This is a genomic window from Robertmurraya korlensis NBRC 107688, assembly GCF_001591645.1.
Taxonomy (GTDB): domain Bacteria; phylum Bacillota; class Bacilli; order Bacillales; family Cytobacillaceae; genus Robertmurraya_A.
Genome location: NZ_BCVH01000001.1, coordinates 913,073 through 931,046, shown reverse-complemented (window position 1 = coordinate 931,046; position 17,974 = coordinate 913,073). Strand labels below are relative to the sequence as shown.

The window sequence follows — 17,974 nt, the reverse complement described above, 5'->3', positions numbered from 1 at the left end:
TGAGGATCATTAAACGCCGAAAAGTTGGAGCAAATGAAGTTCATCTGTACAAATGAAGATTATTTTTGTTTCAGAATCCAAGGAGCCAACGTCTTTCCCCTTTTCGTTACGCTTCCCTCTCATCTACTTACAGCTTTTTACAAACAAATAAAAGAGCCCAATTTGGACTCTTCCTTTGTATTACTCAGCGTCAAATACGCGAACTTCTTTCATTGTGTCGCCGTTTCTCATCGCTTTCACTGTGCTCATTCCTGAAGTTACTTTACCGAATACAGTATGAACTCCGTTTAAATGTGGTTGAGGCTCATGAACGATAAAGAATTGGCTTCCGCCTGTATCTTTTCCAGCATGTGCCATAGAAAGGCTTCCCTCTTCATGCTTGTGAGGGTTTCCTACTGTTTCACATTTAATAGAATAACCAGGGCCGCCTGCTCCAGTTCCAGTTGGGTCTCCACCTTGGCTTACAAACCCAGGGATAACACGGTGGAAAGTAACTCCATCGTAGAATCCTTCTTTTGCTAATTTTTCAAAGTTTTCAACTGTACCAGGTGCTTCGTTCGGGAATAAATCGAATTCAATTTTTTCCCCATTTTCCATTGTTATGTATCCTTTTTTAGCCATTATGAGAACATCTCCTTCTTATGTAAAATCAGTTTATATCATATCATTACTCTAGTAGAAAAAACAAACATTACAGTTTTTATTTCCATGTGTTTAGTCTCATCAAAATCTTCTTTCCTATCTCTTCAAGCTTTGACGACTCGGCTTTTCCCCGCTTTTGTTTATGCCATTCGTTATAACTAGCGACAGTAATTAAGAGAGAGCCAGAAAGAAGCAGGTACACCCACCATGGGAGATTTCCCCAATAAGGTCTAGTTTGTAGTAGGACATTTAGTAAGAGGACCCCTGAACCTACGAAGAAGTACGATTTGATTCGAAGGATAACCCCAGCCAAAATCGAAACGAATGAAAGTGTACCAACAATAATAGCGTCATACACGGTGTTGCTTTGTAAGCCATCTTGTACAAGTAACAGAGAAACTCCGATTAATATTCCCCATTGAATTCTTTGAATTAGTGTGGAGTATTCTCCCTGTAGACATCGTCCTAGATAAATTCCTAGTGCAATGAATGGCATAACATATAGCTCCCTCTCAATTAAGGCAGGAATTGAGAGGTGATCTAGCACTTCATAATATGGCTCTAATAAATAGCCTCCAGCTAAAAATCTAGGGATCCATCCTAGCTTTGTGCTTAAACGGGTTTGTTGTGTCCACAGGAACATGGATATAAGAATTCCAGGCAAAATCCGGAAGAGAATCCCCTCAGTTTCAATCGTATACAAACATAAGATGTACAGGAAGGCTGTGACTGTATACGCATCGATATAACGAAAAGGAAGCTTTGCATTTGTCACGAATAGGCCCTTATATAGCCTTTTTCCTGCTAAATAGGATGCCAATCCGAGGACCGCAAAAAGCACCGTCTTACTCTCTGGAATAAATAAGCTAGAGACAAAGGACAGTTGAATACTGCCAGCTAACATAACGATCAATGGGAATAATACAAGGAAATCCCAGTTTTCAAGGTGTAATAGGATCAATAACCCAATCCCATAAAGCATAAGACAAATGTACGTAATTTCACCAAATGGATACGATGTTAGTATGGAGAGCATTCCAATAATCGAAAATGGAACAAGAAAATCGGTTGTCCACACCTTCCATTCCTTTTTAGCAATACCCCACCAAATCGATAGAACGATACTTGTCACAAAAAAAGAGTAGGGAGCCCACTCCGGCTCGGTAAAGAACAGTCTAATCGTTATAAATAAGCTTACATAACAGCCGTAAAGGAACCCTCTTGTCAACCATCCTTTGCTTGTTAGATTGACACTCATTCCGTACAACACGGTCGAAATAACAAAGCTCCATATTCCCTCACTTTCATAGAAAAAGAAGGTTAGTAGTATGGATGCTAGTAGATAGACATGGGCTGTATATAAGAAGCTAGTAGACAGTTCCGGGTAGCGGCTCCGAAATACATAGCTGATTACAATCAGAATCGCTCCACCGATGACCCACTGTTCTTCCTCTAGCCAAATTGGAAAACGGGCGCTACCATGAATTGCGTATAAAAGAGTGAGATAGGAAATGAGAGAGCAAATGGTCACGTAATAAGTGAAGGCCTTCTTTATAGTCTGTTGATAAAGCAAATACGCCATCGCAATCCCCCCAGAGAAAATGAATACTCTGAGAAAATCATTAACTGGTAAACTAAATGAATAGAGGATTCCAATCAAATAGAAGGCTTGTGATACAAGAAAGGTCAGTTTCTTGGTTTTTCCGATTAATAGTAGAATAAGGCTTCCTGCGATAAAATTAAGAGCTGGACCCACTTCTTCCTTATCCCAGTGGAACCATTCCTTTCCTTCCTCGAAAAAGGCGGCCGTACACAATCCGTAACAAATTGGAATGATCCAAGGAATCATATCCCGATAAATTGAACGATTTTCCACTTTGTTGCCAAGGATAAAACAAAGTGATAATAGCCCAAACATTACCCCTGTTTCCCACCAATTGTGCATGAGCCAAGACGGAAGAAGCGGTAAGAGCATAACTCCTATCCCGAGATCTCTTGAGCTTTGGCTAATCAGTGAAGGTACATTTACACCAAAGAGAAGGAAAAGGATGAAACCGATAAAAAACAACGGAAGAATAGAATTGAACATGACAACCTTATTACCCAGCATCATTAGCTCAAATAAAGCAGCTAGTAAAAAGCCAGAAGTAATGTACGCATACCACTGCTTTTTCTCAGTAAAAGCTAAATAATAATAATTACCTGCTAGAATTAGATAAGAGATCATCATAACAACAGTTGGATCTCCAATGCTGACGATAAAGGACTTGGCGGATATATACACAAATGCAACTAGTGATACAATCGCACTTGTCATGGAAAAGATTCTCTTCCACTCCACTCCCTTTAGAATGAAAGGCAACCCTAGTAAGAAAGTTCCTACTAATGCATACATAAGTGGTCCTATCGTTAGAAGAATTGAATTCTCAACAATCTGATAAACTCCATACACCAAAAATAACGTAAATACAAAATGATAGTTTTTATGACCAGTAACATAAACCATTGATATAAATAAAATGGCAGTTAATAGGATGTTTATCCCATAGAATACAGGATTATTGAATAGGAGTAGCATAAAGGCCGTCGTCAGGACTAAGCTGGCTTGAAAAAACGGAAGAAGCTCTTTCGTAAACAGAGTAAAAGATGGTTTCTTCTTCATATAAAAATGGAGCATCATCAAGGTTGCATGGTACAAAATCATCCCGAGATAAAAAACATCTCTTTTAATTGGTAATGCCGTGAGGAAAAAAACAGTACCTATCGTTGTAGCAATTCCGGCAAACCAAACGAATAGACGGGATGAAATCTTTTTAGCTAAATATAGATAGACCGGTACAAGTATGTAGCCACTTGCCATTCCTAGGAAGTATCTTCCCTCCCCAGTAAAAGAGAAATAAGATCCTAATAGCTGAAACCACCCAAGTGATAACAGGAAAATCGGTAGAAATAAGCTCCCTAGCACGGTAAATGCAAAGGCTGTTTGGTTGATATGAAGAATCCTTTTTGAAATATAGGCCATTCCGAAGAATAAGCAAGCAACCAATCCGATAGCACTAGCCTTCATCCAATTTGACATGGTTTCCCAGTTGCTTGTTGCAACATACAAACCACCGATTAGTAACAAGATCACACCTAAATTAAGCAACCAAGTGATATTTCTCTCACGCAATTGCTCGGGTGTCCGCTTCTTCTTTTCACGAACAATTTCCTTTATCTTTGGCTTCACAACCACTGTTTTTACTGGTGTTGTTTTTATTTCCTTTATCATTTCTTTTTGGATACTTGTATGATAGTAATCTTCATATTCCTCGAGTACCTGATTATAGATGGTATGAGAAATCCGTTGTTTTTCTTTGAGCAGATAAAGCTCTTCTCGAAAAATTTGATTTCTTCGTTCCTTCTCTCTGGAGTTCATTGTCATATCCTCCTTTTTGTGTAATTTTACACCATTATACCCTTTTTGCCTTTTTTTATCTACCAATATTATGAAAAATTCCATGGATTTTTTAAAAGGGTTTTTCGTTTCGTCTATCGAAATACTAAGGAGAATTGTTATATAAAAGGAGAATGATCCATGAACAAAGAGGTTATTCAGCATTTAACGTCGAATCGAAGCAAACATTTAGAGGAGCTTACAGAGTACTTGGCGATTCCTAGTATTAGCTCCCTCCCAGAGCACAAAGATGATGTGAAAGAAGCTGCGAAATGGACAGCAAGAGCTTTAGAGGAAGCCGGGATAGAAAATGTTCAAGTGTATGAAACAAAGGGACACCCTGTTGTGTATGGCGACTGGCTAAAGCATGAAGGAAAGCCAACTGTACTCGTTTACGGACATTATGATGTTCAGCCTGTAGATCCTCTTGAACTTTGGGATACGCCTCCCTTTGAAGCGAATATCCGTGATAATAAAATATACGCTCGTGGGGCTAGTGATGATAAAGGCCAAGTTTTTATGCATATTAAAGCCGTTGAAGCGATTTTACGAACGACTGGTAGTCTTCCTGTTAATTTCAAATTTTGTATTGAGGGTGAAGAAGAAATTGGGAGCCCTACTCTTCCTCAGTTTGTAGAAGAAAATAAAGAGCTGTTGGCTGCTGATGTGATTGTCATTTCAGATACAGGTATGCAAGGCCCCGGGAAGCCAGCAATTTGTTATGGATTACGCGGATTGTGCGGGCTACAAATTGATGTAATTGGTGCCAATAGTGACCTTCATTCAGGACTATATGGTGGGGCTATACAAAATTCCATCCATGCGCTAGTGGAGATTGTAAATTCCTTTCACAGTCCTGACGGAAAAGTGTTAGTTGAAGGTTTTTATGACAAAGTTCAAGACATTACAGACGAAGAAAGAGAAGCTTTTGCCGCACTAGGTGATATAGAAGAGGAGCTAAAGGAACAGTTAGGAGTTTCTGAGTTACATGGAGAACCAGGCTTTACTGCCCGAGAACGTACATATGTAAGACCTACATTAGAAGTGAATGGCTTTTATGGGGGCTTTCAAGGGGATGGCATCAAAACGGTGATCCCAGCTAAAGCGTCAGCGAAAATTACATGCCGTTTAGTTCCAAATCAAGATCCAGCTGAAATTGCCGAACTTCTTACCAAACATATAAACGCTCATATTCCAGCAGGAGTTACAGTAAATGTTTCCTTGTTTGATCAAGGTCATCCGTATGTTACACCTCTTGATCATCCAGCCATTCAAGCTGCAGGTAGAGCATATGAAGCCGTGTATCATGTTCCAACTGCCTACACTCGAGGTGGCGGATCGATTCCAATTGTTGCAGCTTTTGATCAGTTATTAGGTTTACCTGTCGTATTGATGGGCTTTGGTTTATCAACGGAACACTTCCATGCTCCTAATGAGCATTTTCATTTGGATAATTTTGACAAAGGCCTTGAGACGCTGTGTACGTATTGGTTCGAGCTAGCTAAGTCTTTATCATAAGAAAACAGGCAGCCGATCATTCGGCTGCCTGTAGTTTTTCCATACTATCTCTTAAAAGTATTGACGGCTCACCTAGAGAAAGTAGATGAAGCTCGTGCATCGCTCTTGTACATGCGGTATAAAAGAGTCTTCGTTCATTTTCTCGAAAGTACGTATGCTCTGAGGCATCATGTATGATGACTGCGTCAAATTCAATTCCCTTTGCTAAATATGCGGGAATGACCGTAATCCCTTTTTCGAAAGAGATGGTCCCCTTTTCCACCAGGTGTACATCAAGACTAGTTTTTAAGGAAGCGTAGACAGTAGCACTTTCCTTAGCAGTTTTACAAATCACGGCAATCGTTTCATGCCCAGCTCGAACGAGTTGATCAAGTAGCCTTTGTAACCCCTGTTCATGGCTTTCCTTGTTATTAAAAGTCCTTATCGTTGGTTTTTCACCTTCACGGTTAAAAGGTTCAATCAATTTCCCATTTGGTAATAGGTCTTTTGTAAATTCAACAATTGGTCTTGTTGATCGATAGCTCTTCGTTAAAATAATGGTTTCTTTATCTGTCACATCTTCTCCAAGTAAAATGGAGCTTGTGTCATCCGTATGTGCATAAATCCCTTGATTGATATCGCCAAGTAAAGTCATTTTGCTAACCGGAAACAATTCACGAATATATGCAAATTGAAATGGTGAATAATCCTGTGCCTCATCAATAAACACATGCTTAATAGCAAGCCTTGATTTGCTTCCTTCTATTTTTTCTTTTAAATAGACAAACGGTGTCGCATCCTCGTAGGTTAAAACACCCTCTTCTAATTGCCTTAATGAAAGTCCAACGACCTCCTCCCATTCTCCAGATAGAGTGAAGAAAAGGTTTCGGTATAATTGTTCGTAGTCAATAAACTGATATCTTTTTATTTTTCTGATGAGCGGCTTAAAGTATCTGGCAACGACCACACTTGATAAAAATCTCTCTTCTACATCAAAATCGTGAAACCCATCATTTTCTTTTTTCTGAAGCTTTTTGAAGCTTTCTAAGTAGTCTTCTTTATCTAGAAACTGGATTTCTTCCTTTACCCAGTCTTTCTTTGCTTCTGTACGTTTGTATTTACGAACTTCTTTTAATAACCATTCCTTTAGCTCTTCCATCCTGCTTGGGATACTAGCCTGTTTATCGAGACCATAAAACTTTTCTGTTATATCTTTAGCTGAAATAAGAACCTTCCCTTTAAAAACAATAGGGTGAAACTGAAGTCCTGAATGGTCCAGTTTTTGAATATATTCGTCAAGAATTTCCTTATAGTCCAAACTCGACTTTAACTTTATGCTCTTCATTCGTAACTCGTACGAACTGATTTGCTCGGAGGAGAGGAGGCTTTCAAGCTGCATAAAGGAATCCTCAAGCTCAAGCTTTCCACCTACTCTTGACGAGAGAAATTCTAAGAACGTACTTTGCTGCATGTTTTCTTCACCAAGCTCTGGTAAAACCGTAGACACATAGCTATTAAACAAGGGATTAGGCGAAAATAACATGATGTTTTGAGAAGTAATTTTCCCACGATATCGGTAAAGCAAATACGCTACCCGCTGTAAGGCTGCTGAGGTTTTACCGCTACCTGCTACTCCTTGGACAATTAAGAGCTTGCTCTTCTCATCTCGAATAATTCGATTTTGTTCCTTTTGAATAGTAGCAACGATACTTTTCATTTGTGAATTCGCGTTATTCCCTAGTACTTCTTGTAGCATTTCGTCGCCAATGGTAATCCCAGTATCAAACATACCTTGAATCTCACTGTTACGGATTAAAAATTGACGCTTTAATTCAATTACACCTTCAATGGTCCCTTCTGGAGTGATATACTTTGCCTCTCCTGGGGAGTAATCGTAATAAAGACTGGATATCGGGGCTCTCCAATCAAATATAAGAAAGTTCTCATCGTTTTCATCCATTAAGGAGCTAATTCCTATGTAAATGGAATCGGTTGCTGGTTCGCCATTTTCTAAAAAGTCTACACGACCAAAGTATGGTGAATTCTTTAACCGAGCTAAGGTTTTAATTTGCTTATCGAGCTGACTTTGACTTCGTTCTCTTTCTAATAAGAGCTGCGCTTGTTGTTTGATACTTGAGAATGTTTCTTCTAGGTCATCTGTCTCGGACGTATTTACAGTTACGTCGCTCCAGAAGTTTTGCCTGATTTCGAGTGCATCTCCACCGACTTTCTCGAGATGCTTAAAGATTTTGTTCGATTTGTAGTTAATCACTTTTATAATTTCGTTGACCCTCTTCTGTTCAAGTTCTCGATCCAATTCCACTAGCGATTCCCCCTTTATCCAAACTACATGAGTGATTTCATGTGAAAAGAAATAGTCACCCTCGTATGAAGATGACTTCTTGCTTATATGTTATACCGAATATGCCGACCTCTTTTTGTTAGTATAGACTGAAAAAGGTCTTTCTAGAACAATTGTTAGCCAGAGGTACGTGTAACCGAAGGAATAAGCGAGTTTTGCTTTACTTTCTCTTTTTTCATAAATATATAAAGTGCTAAGAAAAGAAAAGCATTCAGTCCTCGTAATACCGTTGCTGTCGTCATGGCCATGTCCATGGATGTGGTTTCAAGTAAATATACCCCAAACTGAGGAGCAATAAAAGCAACAAATGCTAATAAAACATTGTAATGGGAAATACATAAGCTTCGGTTTTCTTCTTTTGTTACTTCCAGCAGCTGATTAAATAAAATCAAGACCGTACCGGAAACGAAGAAACCAGAGAAGCCATTCACCAGTAATAAGTATACTAGATTCGTAGATAACACGTTTAAAATAGGTGCAGATGCCATTCCGATGGAGACTAAAATCATCATTTTCGCATTGCTATGCTTGTCTGCCATTCTTCCCCACCATTTAAAGCTTACAATTTGTGCGATTTGGTTGGCAACAGCAAATAAGCTAATCCAAAGACCAGTTGCCATCGCATATTTAATCTGATAAATGCTGAATAGTGACCAAGCCATTTGCCAAGCAAAATTAAAGAATAATCCACAGGCTAAGAAATATAAAAATGGCTTGTGTTTATACACATGCAAACCTAATCCCTTATTTCTGATTTGAGCTTTCTTTTCTAGTTTTGGCTCTTTATGTTTAAATAAATAATACACTTCGACTAATCCAAATAAAAAGGCAAGAAAAAATAAAACCTGGTACGGTAATGGATTAGAAGGATGAAAATACTGTAATGCCAACCCGATAAAAAAGGTTGAAATCATACCTACAATTGTTAAAATACGATTGCGGTTACTAAAGAAATTACTTCTCCGTGACTCTGGAATCAAATCTCCAATAAAAGATTGCCAGCTGACAAGTGCAAACGAACCAGGAAAATTCATCAATCCAACTAGTAGGACAAAAACCCAGCTTCTGTAATCATCGGGAATATAAATAACAAATGTCATTAATAACAGAAATAATCGAGTATACAAAACAGATATGGCTGTAAATTTCTTTTTTTCATGTAAGCGACCTAATAAAATCGAGCCTGTGATCATGGCAAACATACCTATAAATTGCGGTAGAGAATTCATTAACCCAATCTGATAATTGCTAGCCCCTAAGGCGCTGATTGCAAATAAAGTAAAGTAATTATTTGTAATATTAGTAACGACCGTTGAAGCGATTCCGTTTTGTATACTAAGCTTCTCATTATACTCGTAGGAAGAATGTTTCATACACTCAGCTTCTTTCTTTTTCCATTTTACACTATCCAATCGTTATCATACTCCCAATAGGTTTCTCTCTGCAATAGGAATCTTTCGAATACCGAAAAAAGACACCATGTAAGGTGTCTTTGTGCTAATCACTTAAAATTTTCTCTAACACTTGTTGTACTTGATAACCTTGGTCAAACGTTACAATTTTTGCTTCTTTCCCTTCAATCGCATTAAGGATTTCCATCACAATATCATGCTGCTCCGTTCTTTCAATAGGTAGAACGGTTGTCGGTTTATCCGGGGAACTCATGGAAAGTTGGCTCCAGTTTGTTAAGTCAAGCGTCCCTTTCTCTCCAAACACTTTAAAAGAAAGATGCTCCTTTTGTCCAATTCCACTAACACCGTTAAATAATACGGTCACGCCACTAGGAAGCTTCATATGTGATACAAACGAGGTTTCACACAAAGAGTGATCTTCTGGGTAATTCACAAACGAGGTTACGTCTTGTAGTTCTCCAAGCATATCGTGAATCATGTGAATATAATGTGGTGCAACTTCCCTTATAAAACCGCCTTGTTCTCGGCTAGAAATCCAATTATTTTTTTGCCAAGGACGAGGCCATTCGGTGAAATGTAAATGAACCTCCACTCTCTTTATCTCCCCAATTTCCCCTGTAACCACTTTATCTTTAAATAATTGGTACACATTTGTATACACCATAGGAAAATTCATCGCATGTGTTACTTGAGCTTCCTTAGCTGCATGAAGCATTTCAAGGGCTTCATGTAGTGAATTTGCTAGTGGCTTTTCACATAAAACATGCTTCTTTTGCTTTAACACGTATAAGGCAATTTCATGATGGTATTTGGGAGGGACTGCGATATATACTAAATCAATCTTGTTACTTTGTAACATCTCAACATAATCGGTATGGAGAGCCACATCTTCAAGGTCTTCTTTAAGCGCTTGTAACTTTTCAGCATTTTGATCACAAACAGCAACGAGCTCCACACCTGAATGGTACTGGAATTTACGCAAGACACGTTCTCCAATGGCACCAATTCCTATCATTGCTACCTTAACTTCCTTTTTCATAACTACACCCCTAATTCTTTAACATTGTATTTATTATATCTTCTCTTTTTGATTTTTAGAATTTTCAATTTATTTCTATTTAAATGGACGATTCCACAGGTTTGTCTCGTTACAAAAAGAAAAGCGAACACCGTGTCCGCTTTTCTTTTTTATAAATTATGTAAAACCATGTATAAACGCTTATTTCTATGTTCTCTTTCCTCTTCTGTGGCAAGGTCGTATTTTTTTAAAAGGTGAAACACATCATTTAAAATATCCTGAGTATGTTCATGATTAAAAAATGATTCAAAAGACGCATTCATTTCTGTTGGTAAATATTCTTTTTGGAATTCGTATTTGTTACGGACATCATCAAGGGGATGATTTATGTTACAGTTATTCTCCATAGCAAGTTCCTCCATTTACAGGGTTTTGTTCTACTATACTCTATAATACATGTGTAGGGAAATTCTATACATGACAAACAAGTTCTTTAATAGTACAATTGGCAGGTTGTATGTTCAAAACAGGACTGGAAACAATATATGTACTAGTAAAAAAAGGAGCATCTTATGAAAAACAGAATTGTATTTTTCCTATGTGGGATCATTATTCTCACGTTTGGTGTGTGCTTAATTATTCAAGCAGGTTTAGGCGCAGGTGCTTGGGATGCATTGGCGATTGGAGAGGCACGTGTTTTTGGTCTTAGCATGGGGACCTGTGTATTAATTAATGGTATTATCCTTATTATTATCAATTCCATTCTGCAAAAAAAGAGGCCAGAATACTTAGCAGGTCTGACGATTTTAACCATTGGCTTATTAATCGATTTCTGGTTTTTTGTCTTATTTAACCACTATCACCCTGAATCACTTCCGTTACAAGTCATATCCCTTATATGCGGAATAATTATTTTAGGACTAGGAATATCTATTTATCTTCAAGCCAAGCTTCCTTCAAGTCCTATGGATGTTTTAATGGTTGCCATCCACGATCGCTTTGGTCTTTCGTTTGGAGTGGCCCGAGTAATCGCAGAAGGATCGGCATTTATCCTTGCGCTTCTCTTCAGAGGCGAAATTGGAGTCGGGACGATTGTTGTAACGTTAACATTAGGATATGTAGTCCAGCATTTGCACCCCTATTTTGAAAAGCTATATCATAAAAAAATGAGAGCTCACAGTTGATGAGCTCTCATTTTTTAGGTTACGCCTCTTTTTCAACATATGGAAACGAAATCGTAACCGTTGTTCCCTTTCCTTCCTTACTTTCGAAGCTAATGGTACCATCATGATTTTCTATTATATTGTAGCTAGTCATTAAACCTAAGCCTGTACCTTTTTCCTTTGTAGAGTAAAAGGGTTCTCCAATCAGTTTGATACGTTCTTCAGGTATTCCACATCCGTTGTCAATGACACGGACACAAAGGACCTCTCCCCCTTCTTCAAGGGTCACCATGATCCTTCCTTTTTCCTCTATCGCGTCCAATGCGTTTTGAAAAACGTTGTAGAATACTTGCTTTAGGGAGTTGCTATCACCTTTAATCTTTCTATTCGAACGGCCACTTTTTTGGAAAATGATTTCCTTGTTTGCTAAGAAAGCCTGTGGTGAAAAGATTTGAATCACTTGTTCTAGTAGCTCATCTACGCAAATTGCTTCCATCTTTCTTTCCGTTGGCTTTGCAAGAGTCAGAAATTCAGATAGGATTGATTCTATTCGATTAATTTCATTTAATACGATCGATGAGTATTGAGAAGAAACCTCCATGCCTGAGTTTAGTAACTGTATAAACCCTTTAATGGGTGTTAAAGGGTTACGAATTTCATGAGCAACTGCAGCAGCCATTTGCCCAACAATAGCTAACTTTTCTGATTTAGTCAGGAGTTCATCGGTTTCCTTCCGCTTTTGTATATTTCGAGAAACTGTAATAAATTGACTACATGCACATGTTTCATCATTGATCACTCTTTTGATGGTTGTTTCCATCCAAATATAAGAACCGTTTTTTCTTTTAGCTCGAAAAGTAATCGTTTGCTCCTTAAAAGTAACTACATCTTGGTCTTCAGGATGGATCAGGTGAGGTGAATAGCATCCAATTAGCTCTTCAGGGTCGTAACCAAGCTCTGCTTTGATGGATGGACTAATATAGAGAAAGTGGCCAAAAGAGTCGTGCAGACAAATGATATCAGAACTGTTTTCGGCAAGAAGCCGATATTTTTGTTCACTTTGTCTTAATCCCTCATAAATCTTAGTGAATTCAGTTAAATCGTAAACCTGACCTAAATATAATACACGTTGGGTAGCACGGTCACGTATTCTAGATACTTTTAATCGCCCCGTTTTAATAGAGCCATTTTTATGTATGTAACGCTTTACCATTTCATATTCCGTTATGCTCCCTTTCACTAATCTCTGAAATTGTCTATAATCCAATAGAAAATCATCTGGATGGGAAACACTTTCAATTGTCAAAGTTTCATACTCTTCTTTTGTGTAACCAAGAAATTCGCAAAAGGCATGATTCATTTCTAGATATGTTAAATCAGGCTCAATAATGACCTGGGGTAAACCGGATTGGTGAAAAATATCCCTAAACATCTATTCTCTCCTTTTCATTACTCGTTTTCCATCTATATCCAAAAATATCCTTTTATAAAACTCGATGCTGTATTTTTTCTAGGACCAATGCTACTATTTAAGGGAAAAGGAGGAATTATGCATGACCTACATAGATTTAAATGAAACATTAGATTTATTAACGGAGTTGGTCTCTATACCGAGTCCTTCAGGAAACACGAATGAAGTGATTACGTTTGTTGAAACGTTTTTAGAGGAAATAGGAGTTGAAACAAGAAGAAACCGCAAAGGTGGTTTACTTGCTACCATTAAAGGGCAACTTGATAGCCATCATCGAATGCTGACTGCCCATGTTGATACATTGGGGGCAATGGTGAAGGAAGTAAAGTCAAACGGTCGCCTGAAGATTGATTTAATCGGCGGCTTTCAATACAACTCCATTGAGGGCGAGTATTGCCAAATAGAAACTAGTAGTGGAAAGAAGTTTACGGGAACTATTTTGATGCGTCAAACGTCTGTTCATGTATATAAGGATGCGGGCAAAGCGGAAAGAAACCAAGAAAATATGGAAGTTAGAATTGATGAAGTGGTGAAAAATAGTGACGATGTTAGGAAACTTGGGATTGAGGTTGGAGATTTTGTATCCTTTGACCCTCGAGTGGAACGAACAGAGAGTGGATATATTAAGTCACGCCACCTCGATGACAAGGCAAGTGTAGCAATCTTACTTCAATTAATAAAAACGATTAAGGAAGCTTCCATTGAACTTCCGTATACTACCCATTTCCTTATTTCTAACAACGAGGAAATCGGTTATGGTGGAAACTCCAATATCACTCCTGAAACCGTTGAGTATTTAGCTGTAGATATGGGTGCAATGGGTGATGGGCAATCAACCGATGAATATACGGTTTCGATTTGTGTCAAGGATGCGAGTGGTCCGTATCATTATGAGCTTCGAAAACATTTGGTTCAATTAGCTGAAGAAAATAATATTGAGTATAAGCTTGATATTTACCCATATTATGGATCAGACGCTTCTGCTGCGATTCGATCAGGAAACGATATCGTTCATGGATTAATTGGACCTGGAATCGATTCTTCTCATGCATTTGAGCGAACTCATGAATCTTCCATTGAAAATACAGGAAAGCTTTTGTTTCATTACATTCAGTCTAAAATGGTACAATTATAAGTTGTATGCTCACCCTTTAAAGAGAATAGATGTTTTTTGATGGAACATACTATCCTTTGAGGTGAGTCATTTGAAAAATGAAGATATGACAAGTAGTGAATCGGAAAACAGACGAGCAAGCAAGCGTGGTGCAGTTGAAGATATTATTCATGTGGCCTCAGAAGATGAAGGTCATGACTTACGAGTTTCTAATCGCTTTGGAACAAACCTTAAGCAGGAAGTCGATGCAATAGGAAACGACTAAATATAAAAAACCTGTTCACCCAGTTATGATCGTCATTAACCGTGTGAACAGGTTCTTCTGTTTCTCGTACATTAAAAGGTTGTACGAGCTCCTAAATAACGTGCTTTCCAGTACGTATTGTTCATATCTGAAATCGTTACGCCTAGAGAAGAACTAGCATGGATAAACTGGTTATTCCCAAGATATATACCTGCGTGTGATGGACCAGCTTTATATGTTGTAAAGAATACTAGGTCACCTACTCGTGGTGCAGAAACGGACTTTGTAGCTCCCCAAATGGTTTCGACAGTACGAGGAATAGAAACTCCTACTTTTGCAAAAACATAATTTAAGTAACCGCTGCAGTCAAAGCCAGATGGTGTACTTCCACCCCATACATAAGGAACACCGATATACTTTTTTGATTCAGCAATTAGTGCATTAATTGTTGTTGAAGTCGTTGTTGGAGTTGGTGCTGATCCAGATAATTCCAATACTTGTCCAACATACAATGTGTTTGTTGTTAAATTGTTTAAAGCTTTTAACTGATCAACAGTCATCCCATTTCTTGATGAAATTCCCCATAGTGTATCACCAGATTTTACTGTGTAAGTAGAAGAAGTAGTAGCTGTTTCGTGAGAATGTGGTGCAAGTAAACTTAATGTTTGTCCAACATATATGCTTGAAGAAGAAAGTTTGTTCCACTCCATAATTTGTGAGACTGATAGTTGATTGTTTAATGCAATTCGATAGAGAGTATCACCAGAAGAAACTTTATGTGTTTTTTCATGTGCGCTCGCCGTACTATTGAAGGATGTGAAAAGTAACCCTGCTGTAACCGCTGCTGTTAATAGTTGTTTTTTCATGTGTTCCCTCCTGTTAGCTCTTGTTGATACCTTTATGATAGTTGGTATTTTACTAGAAAGGTATAACTAATCATTGGAGAGAAAGTTAATTATAAACAAGTATGGGGAAGTTAGTATATACTGGCAAATAGTACATTTTATATTTCAGGAATGTTACACATTGGATTTCAATGCTCTATTCTGTTTGTGATCGAAATATTACGGGAATGTTACAGACATAAATTTTTATTGGAAAAGTTTTTTGTTTTTGGGCAATGTTACCAATAAAAACGGTTTCATGTATAAAAATGTGTTTCATGCTAATGATTAATAAAATAATCTGAAAACAAGTCTTGACTTTATTGAGAAATCGCAAATAATAAGGGTTTTTAATTATGTTGCTGATATATTATAATGGAAGACAATAGATATTTAAAACAGTTACATAGAAAGGCTGATTCTGGTTGGAAACTTCAAATTTTATTAAGACAATTATTAAGGAGGATCTGGATTCGGGGAAACATAAAGAGATTATTACCCGCTTCCCTCCTGAACCAAACGGATACTTACATATTGGTCATGCAAAATCGATTGTGATTAACTTTGGTTTAGCAGACGATTTTAACGGACGTACAAACCTACGCTTTGACGATACAAATCCATTGAAAGAGGATCAAGAATACGTTGATTCTATTAAGGAAGATGTAAAGTGGCTTGGGTTTGAATGGGAAGAGCTGCGGTTTGCCTCTGACTATTTCGATGAAATGTATGACAGAGCCGTTTTATTAATTAATAAAGGTCTTGCTTACGTAGACGATTTAACGGCAGATGAAATTCGCGAATATCGTGGTACGCTTACAGAGCCCGGGAAAGAAAGCCCATTTAGAAACCGTTCGATTGAAGAAAACCTTGACCTTTTTGCTCGCATGCGTGGTGGAGAGTTTGAGAACGGTCAGAAAGTACTTCGTGCAAAAATCGACATGGGCTCACCTAACATTAACCTTCGTGATCCAGTCATTTATCGTGTATCTCATGCACATCATCATAATACAGGTGACAAATGGTGTATCTACCCAATGTACGCTTTCGCACATCCGTTAGAGGATGCGATTGAGGGTGTTACTCACTCATTATGTACAACTGAATTTGAGGATCAACGCCCTCTTTATAACTGGGTTGTTGAGCAATGTGAAATGGCAAGCAAGCCTCAACAAATCGAGTTCGGCCGCCTAGGGCTTACGAATACTGTTATGAGTAAGAGAAAACTAAAACAGCTTGTCGATGAAGGCTTTGTGGATGGATGGGACGATCCTCGCATGCCGACGATTTCTGGTTTACGAAGAAAAGGCTATACCCCTGAAGCCATCCGTGAATTTGTAAAAGAAACAGGAATTTCAAAAGGGTCAGGTGTGGTTGATTCTGCTATGCTTGAGCATTTTGTTCGTGAAGACTTAAAACTTAAAGCACCAAGAACGATGGGGGTACTTCGACCATTAAAGGTAGTAATTAAGAATTATCCTGAAGGACAAGTAGAAATGCTTGATGCTGAGATAAATCCTGAGAATCCTGAAATGGGCATAAGACAAATTCCGTTCTCTAGAGAAATTTATATTGAGCAAGATGACTTTATGGAGAATCCTCCTAATAAATACTTCCGCCTCTTCCCTGGGAATGAAGTAAGACTCAAGCACGCTTACTTTATTAAATGTGAAGACGTAATTAAAGATGAGAGCGGTAATGTGGTAGAAATTCATTGCACGTATGACCCAGAGACAAAGAGTGGAACTGGCTTTACGGGCAGAAAGGTTAAGGGTACCCTCCATTGGGTTGAAGCATCACAAGCGATTCCAGCAGAGTTTCGACTGTATGAGCCTCTTATTTTAGACAATACGGTAGATGAAGAAGAGTCAGAAAACAAAACATTCCTTGATTATGTGAACGAAAGTTCGTTGGAAAAGATTAAAGGTTTTATTGAACCGAATATGGCTGAGATCAAAGCTCATGACAAGTTTCAATTTTTCCGTCATGGATACTTTAATGTAGATCCAAAAGACTCAAATCCTGCCCATATCGTATTTAATCAAATCGTTTCTTTAAAGAGCTCTTTCAAATTATAAAAAAAGAAGATCAATCCAGAATATGGATTGATCTTTTGTTTTGTAAGAATTTAGTTACTATTCTTTAGGTTAATTGCCATGCTATTTAATCGATTTTGGAAATAATAGAAAAAGTAATAGAAAACAGCAAAATATATCATGATATACATATATGGGGGGATTTTATGGAGAAAAGGATATTAAAAGGATTTCTCATATTAGGATTATTTCTCATACCTTTTACTATAAGAGGAAAACACAAAAAAGATTGGATTATTATCTTTTTATTAAAAGGATTTTTTTCGAGTATTATGGATACTCTCCTAATTAAACACAATAAAGTCTCGTATCCAAAACGATTTTTGCCCGAATATTTTCAGATTAATGTTCTGTTTGACTATTTACTATTTCCGATTAGTTGTGTCTTTTTTAATCAATGGACATATAATTCGAAACTCTCTGGAATTATGATAAAAGCCTTTCTATTTAGTATACCTATGACCATTTTTGAGGTAATCTTTGAGAAAAATACAAAACTGATTGAATTTAAAAAACAATGGACATGGATTCATACCTTACTCTCTGAGATGATTACCTTTATTGGGACACGGCTTTTTATAGGCTTGGTTAGGAAATTTAGTAAATAAAAACTGCAAGGAGAATGCTCCTTGCAG

At 37.7% G+C, this 17,974-nt stretch carries 14 protein-coding genes; 6 read left to right on the top strand and 8 right to left on the bottom strand.

The window, feature by feature from the left end:
• Positions 1–180: 180 nt before the first annotated feature.
• Together BKO01S_RS04605 and BKO01S_RS04600 are read right to left on the bottom strand one after the other, a co-directional pair.
• Complete coding sequence (locus tag BKO01S_RS04605) at positions 181–621, bottom strand: peptidylprolyl isomerase (RefSeq protein ID WP_066049283.1); 441 nt, start codon at positions 619–621, stop codon at positions 181–183.
• A 79-nt stretch (positions 622–700) separates the two neighbouring features.
• Complete coding sequence (locus BKO01S_RS04600) at positions 701–4,060, bottom strand: hypothetical protein (RefSeq protein WP_066049280.1); 3,360 nt, start codon at positions 4,058–4,060, stop codon at positions 701–703.
• Between the two features lie 159 nt (positions 4,061–4,219).
• Between BKO01S_RS04600 and BKO01S_RS04595 the strand changes: the two genes are divergently transcribed.
• A complete protein-coding gene (locus BKO01S_RS04595; RefSeq protein ID WP_066049278.1) occupies positions 4,220–5,596 on the top strand; it encodes a dipeptidase in 1,377 nt (458 codons plus the stop codon).
• Positions 5,597–5,612: 16 nt separating this feature from the next.
• On the opposite strand, the gene helD is transcribed toward BKO01S_RS04595, so the two are convergent.
• From helD to BKO01S_RS04575, 4 genes are all read right to left on the bottom strand, one after another.
• Positions 5,613–7,898, bottom strand: a complete 2,286-nt coding sequence (gene helD, locus BKO01S_RS04590) for an RNA polymerase recycling motor HelD (RefSeq protein WP_157077288.1) — start codon at positions 7,896–7,898, stop codon at positions 5,613–5,615.
• Positions 7,899–8,053: 155 nt separating this feature from the next.
• On the bottom strand, positions 8,054–9,349 hold the full coding sequence (locus BKO01S_RS04585; RefSeq protein WP_232311156.1) for an MFS transporter: 1,296 nt from the start codon (positions 9,347–9,349) through the stop codon (positions 8,054–8,056).
• Positions 9,350–9,434: 85 nt separating this feature from the next.
• Positions 9,435–10,388 carry a Gfo/Idh/MocA family protein gene (locus BKO01S_RS04580; RefSeq protein ID WP_066049272.1) on the bottom strand — a complete coding sequence of 318 codons (954 nt, stop codon included), beginning with the start codon at positions 10,386–10,388 and terminating at the stop codon, positions 9,435–9,437.
• Positions 10,389–10,537: 149 nt separating this feature from the next.
• On the bottom strand, positions 10,538–10,774 hold the full coding sequence (locus BKO01S_RS04575; protein ID WP_066049269.1) for a group-specific protein: 237 nt from the start codon (positions 10,772–10,774) through the stop codon (positions 10,538–10,540).
• Positions 10,775–10,939: 165 nt separating this feature from the next.
• Between BKO01S_RS04575 and BKO01S_RS04570 the strand changes: the two genes are divergently transcribed.
• Positions 10,940–11,551: a YczE/YyaS/YitT family protein gene (locus tag BKO01S_RS04570; RefSeq protein ID WP_066049267.1), complete on the top strand. Its 612-nt coding sequence runs from the start codon at positions 10,940–10,942 to the stop codon at positions 11,549–11,551.
• Between the two features lie 19 nt (positions 11,552–11,570).
• Here BKO01S_RS04570 and BKO01S_RS04565 read toward each other — a convergent pair whose 3' ends face one another.
• Entirely contained in the window at positions 11,571–12,962 is a 1,392-nt protein-coding gene (locus BKO01S_RS04565; RefSeq protein WP_066049264.1) for a PAS domain S-box protein, read from the bottom strand.
• 121 nt (positions 12,963–13,083) lie between these two features.
• Between BKO01S_RS04565 and BKO01S_RS04560 the strand changes: the two genes are divergently transcribed.
• Positions 13,084–14,136, top strand: a complete 1,053-nt coding sequence (locus BKO01S_RS04560; protein WP_066049261.1) for a M42 family metallopeptidase — start codon at positions 13,084–13,086, stop codon at positions 14,134–14,136.
• A 70-nt stretch (positions 14,137–14,206) separates the two neighbouring features.
• Positions 14,207–14,380: a hypothetical protein gene (locus tag BKO01S_RS24250; protein WP_157077287.1), complete on the top strand. Its 174-nt coding sequence runs from the start codon at positions 14,207–14,209 to the stop codon at positions 14,378–14,380.
• A 71-nt stretch (positions 14,381–14,451) separates the two neighbouring features.
• On the opposite strand, the gene BKO01S_RS04555 is transcribed toward BKO01S_RS24250, so the two are convergent.
• Complete coding sequence (locus tag BKO01S_RS04555; protein ID WP_066049259.1) at positions 14,452–15,225, bottom strand: C40 family peptidase; 774 nt, start codon at positions 15,223–15,225, stop codon at positions 14,452–14,454.
• Positions 15,226–15,668: 443 nt separating this feature from the next.
• On the opposite strand from BKO01S_RS04555, the gene BKO01S_RS04550 reads away from it, so the two are divergent.
• A complete protein-coding gene (locus tag BKO01S_RS04550) occupies positions 15,669–17,321 on the top strand; it encodes a glutamine--tRNA ligase/YqeY domain fusion protein (RefSeq protein WP_066049254.1) in 1,653 nt (550 codons plus the stop codon).
• A gap of 164 nt (positions 17,322–17,485) precedes the next feature.
• A complete protein-coding gene (locus BKO01S_RS25155) occupies positions 17,486–17,947 on the top strand; it encodes a CBO0543 family protein (protein ID WP_066049251.1) in 462 nt (153 codons plus the stop codon).
• The last annotated feature ends 27 nt before the right edge of the window (positions 17,948–17,974 follow it).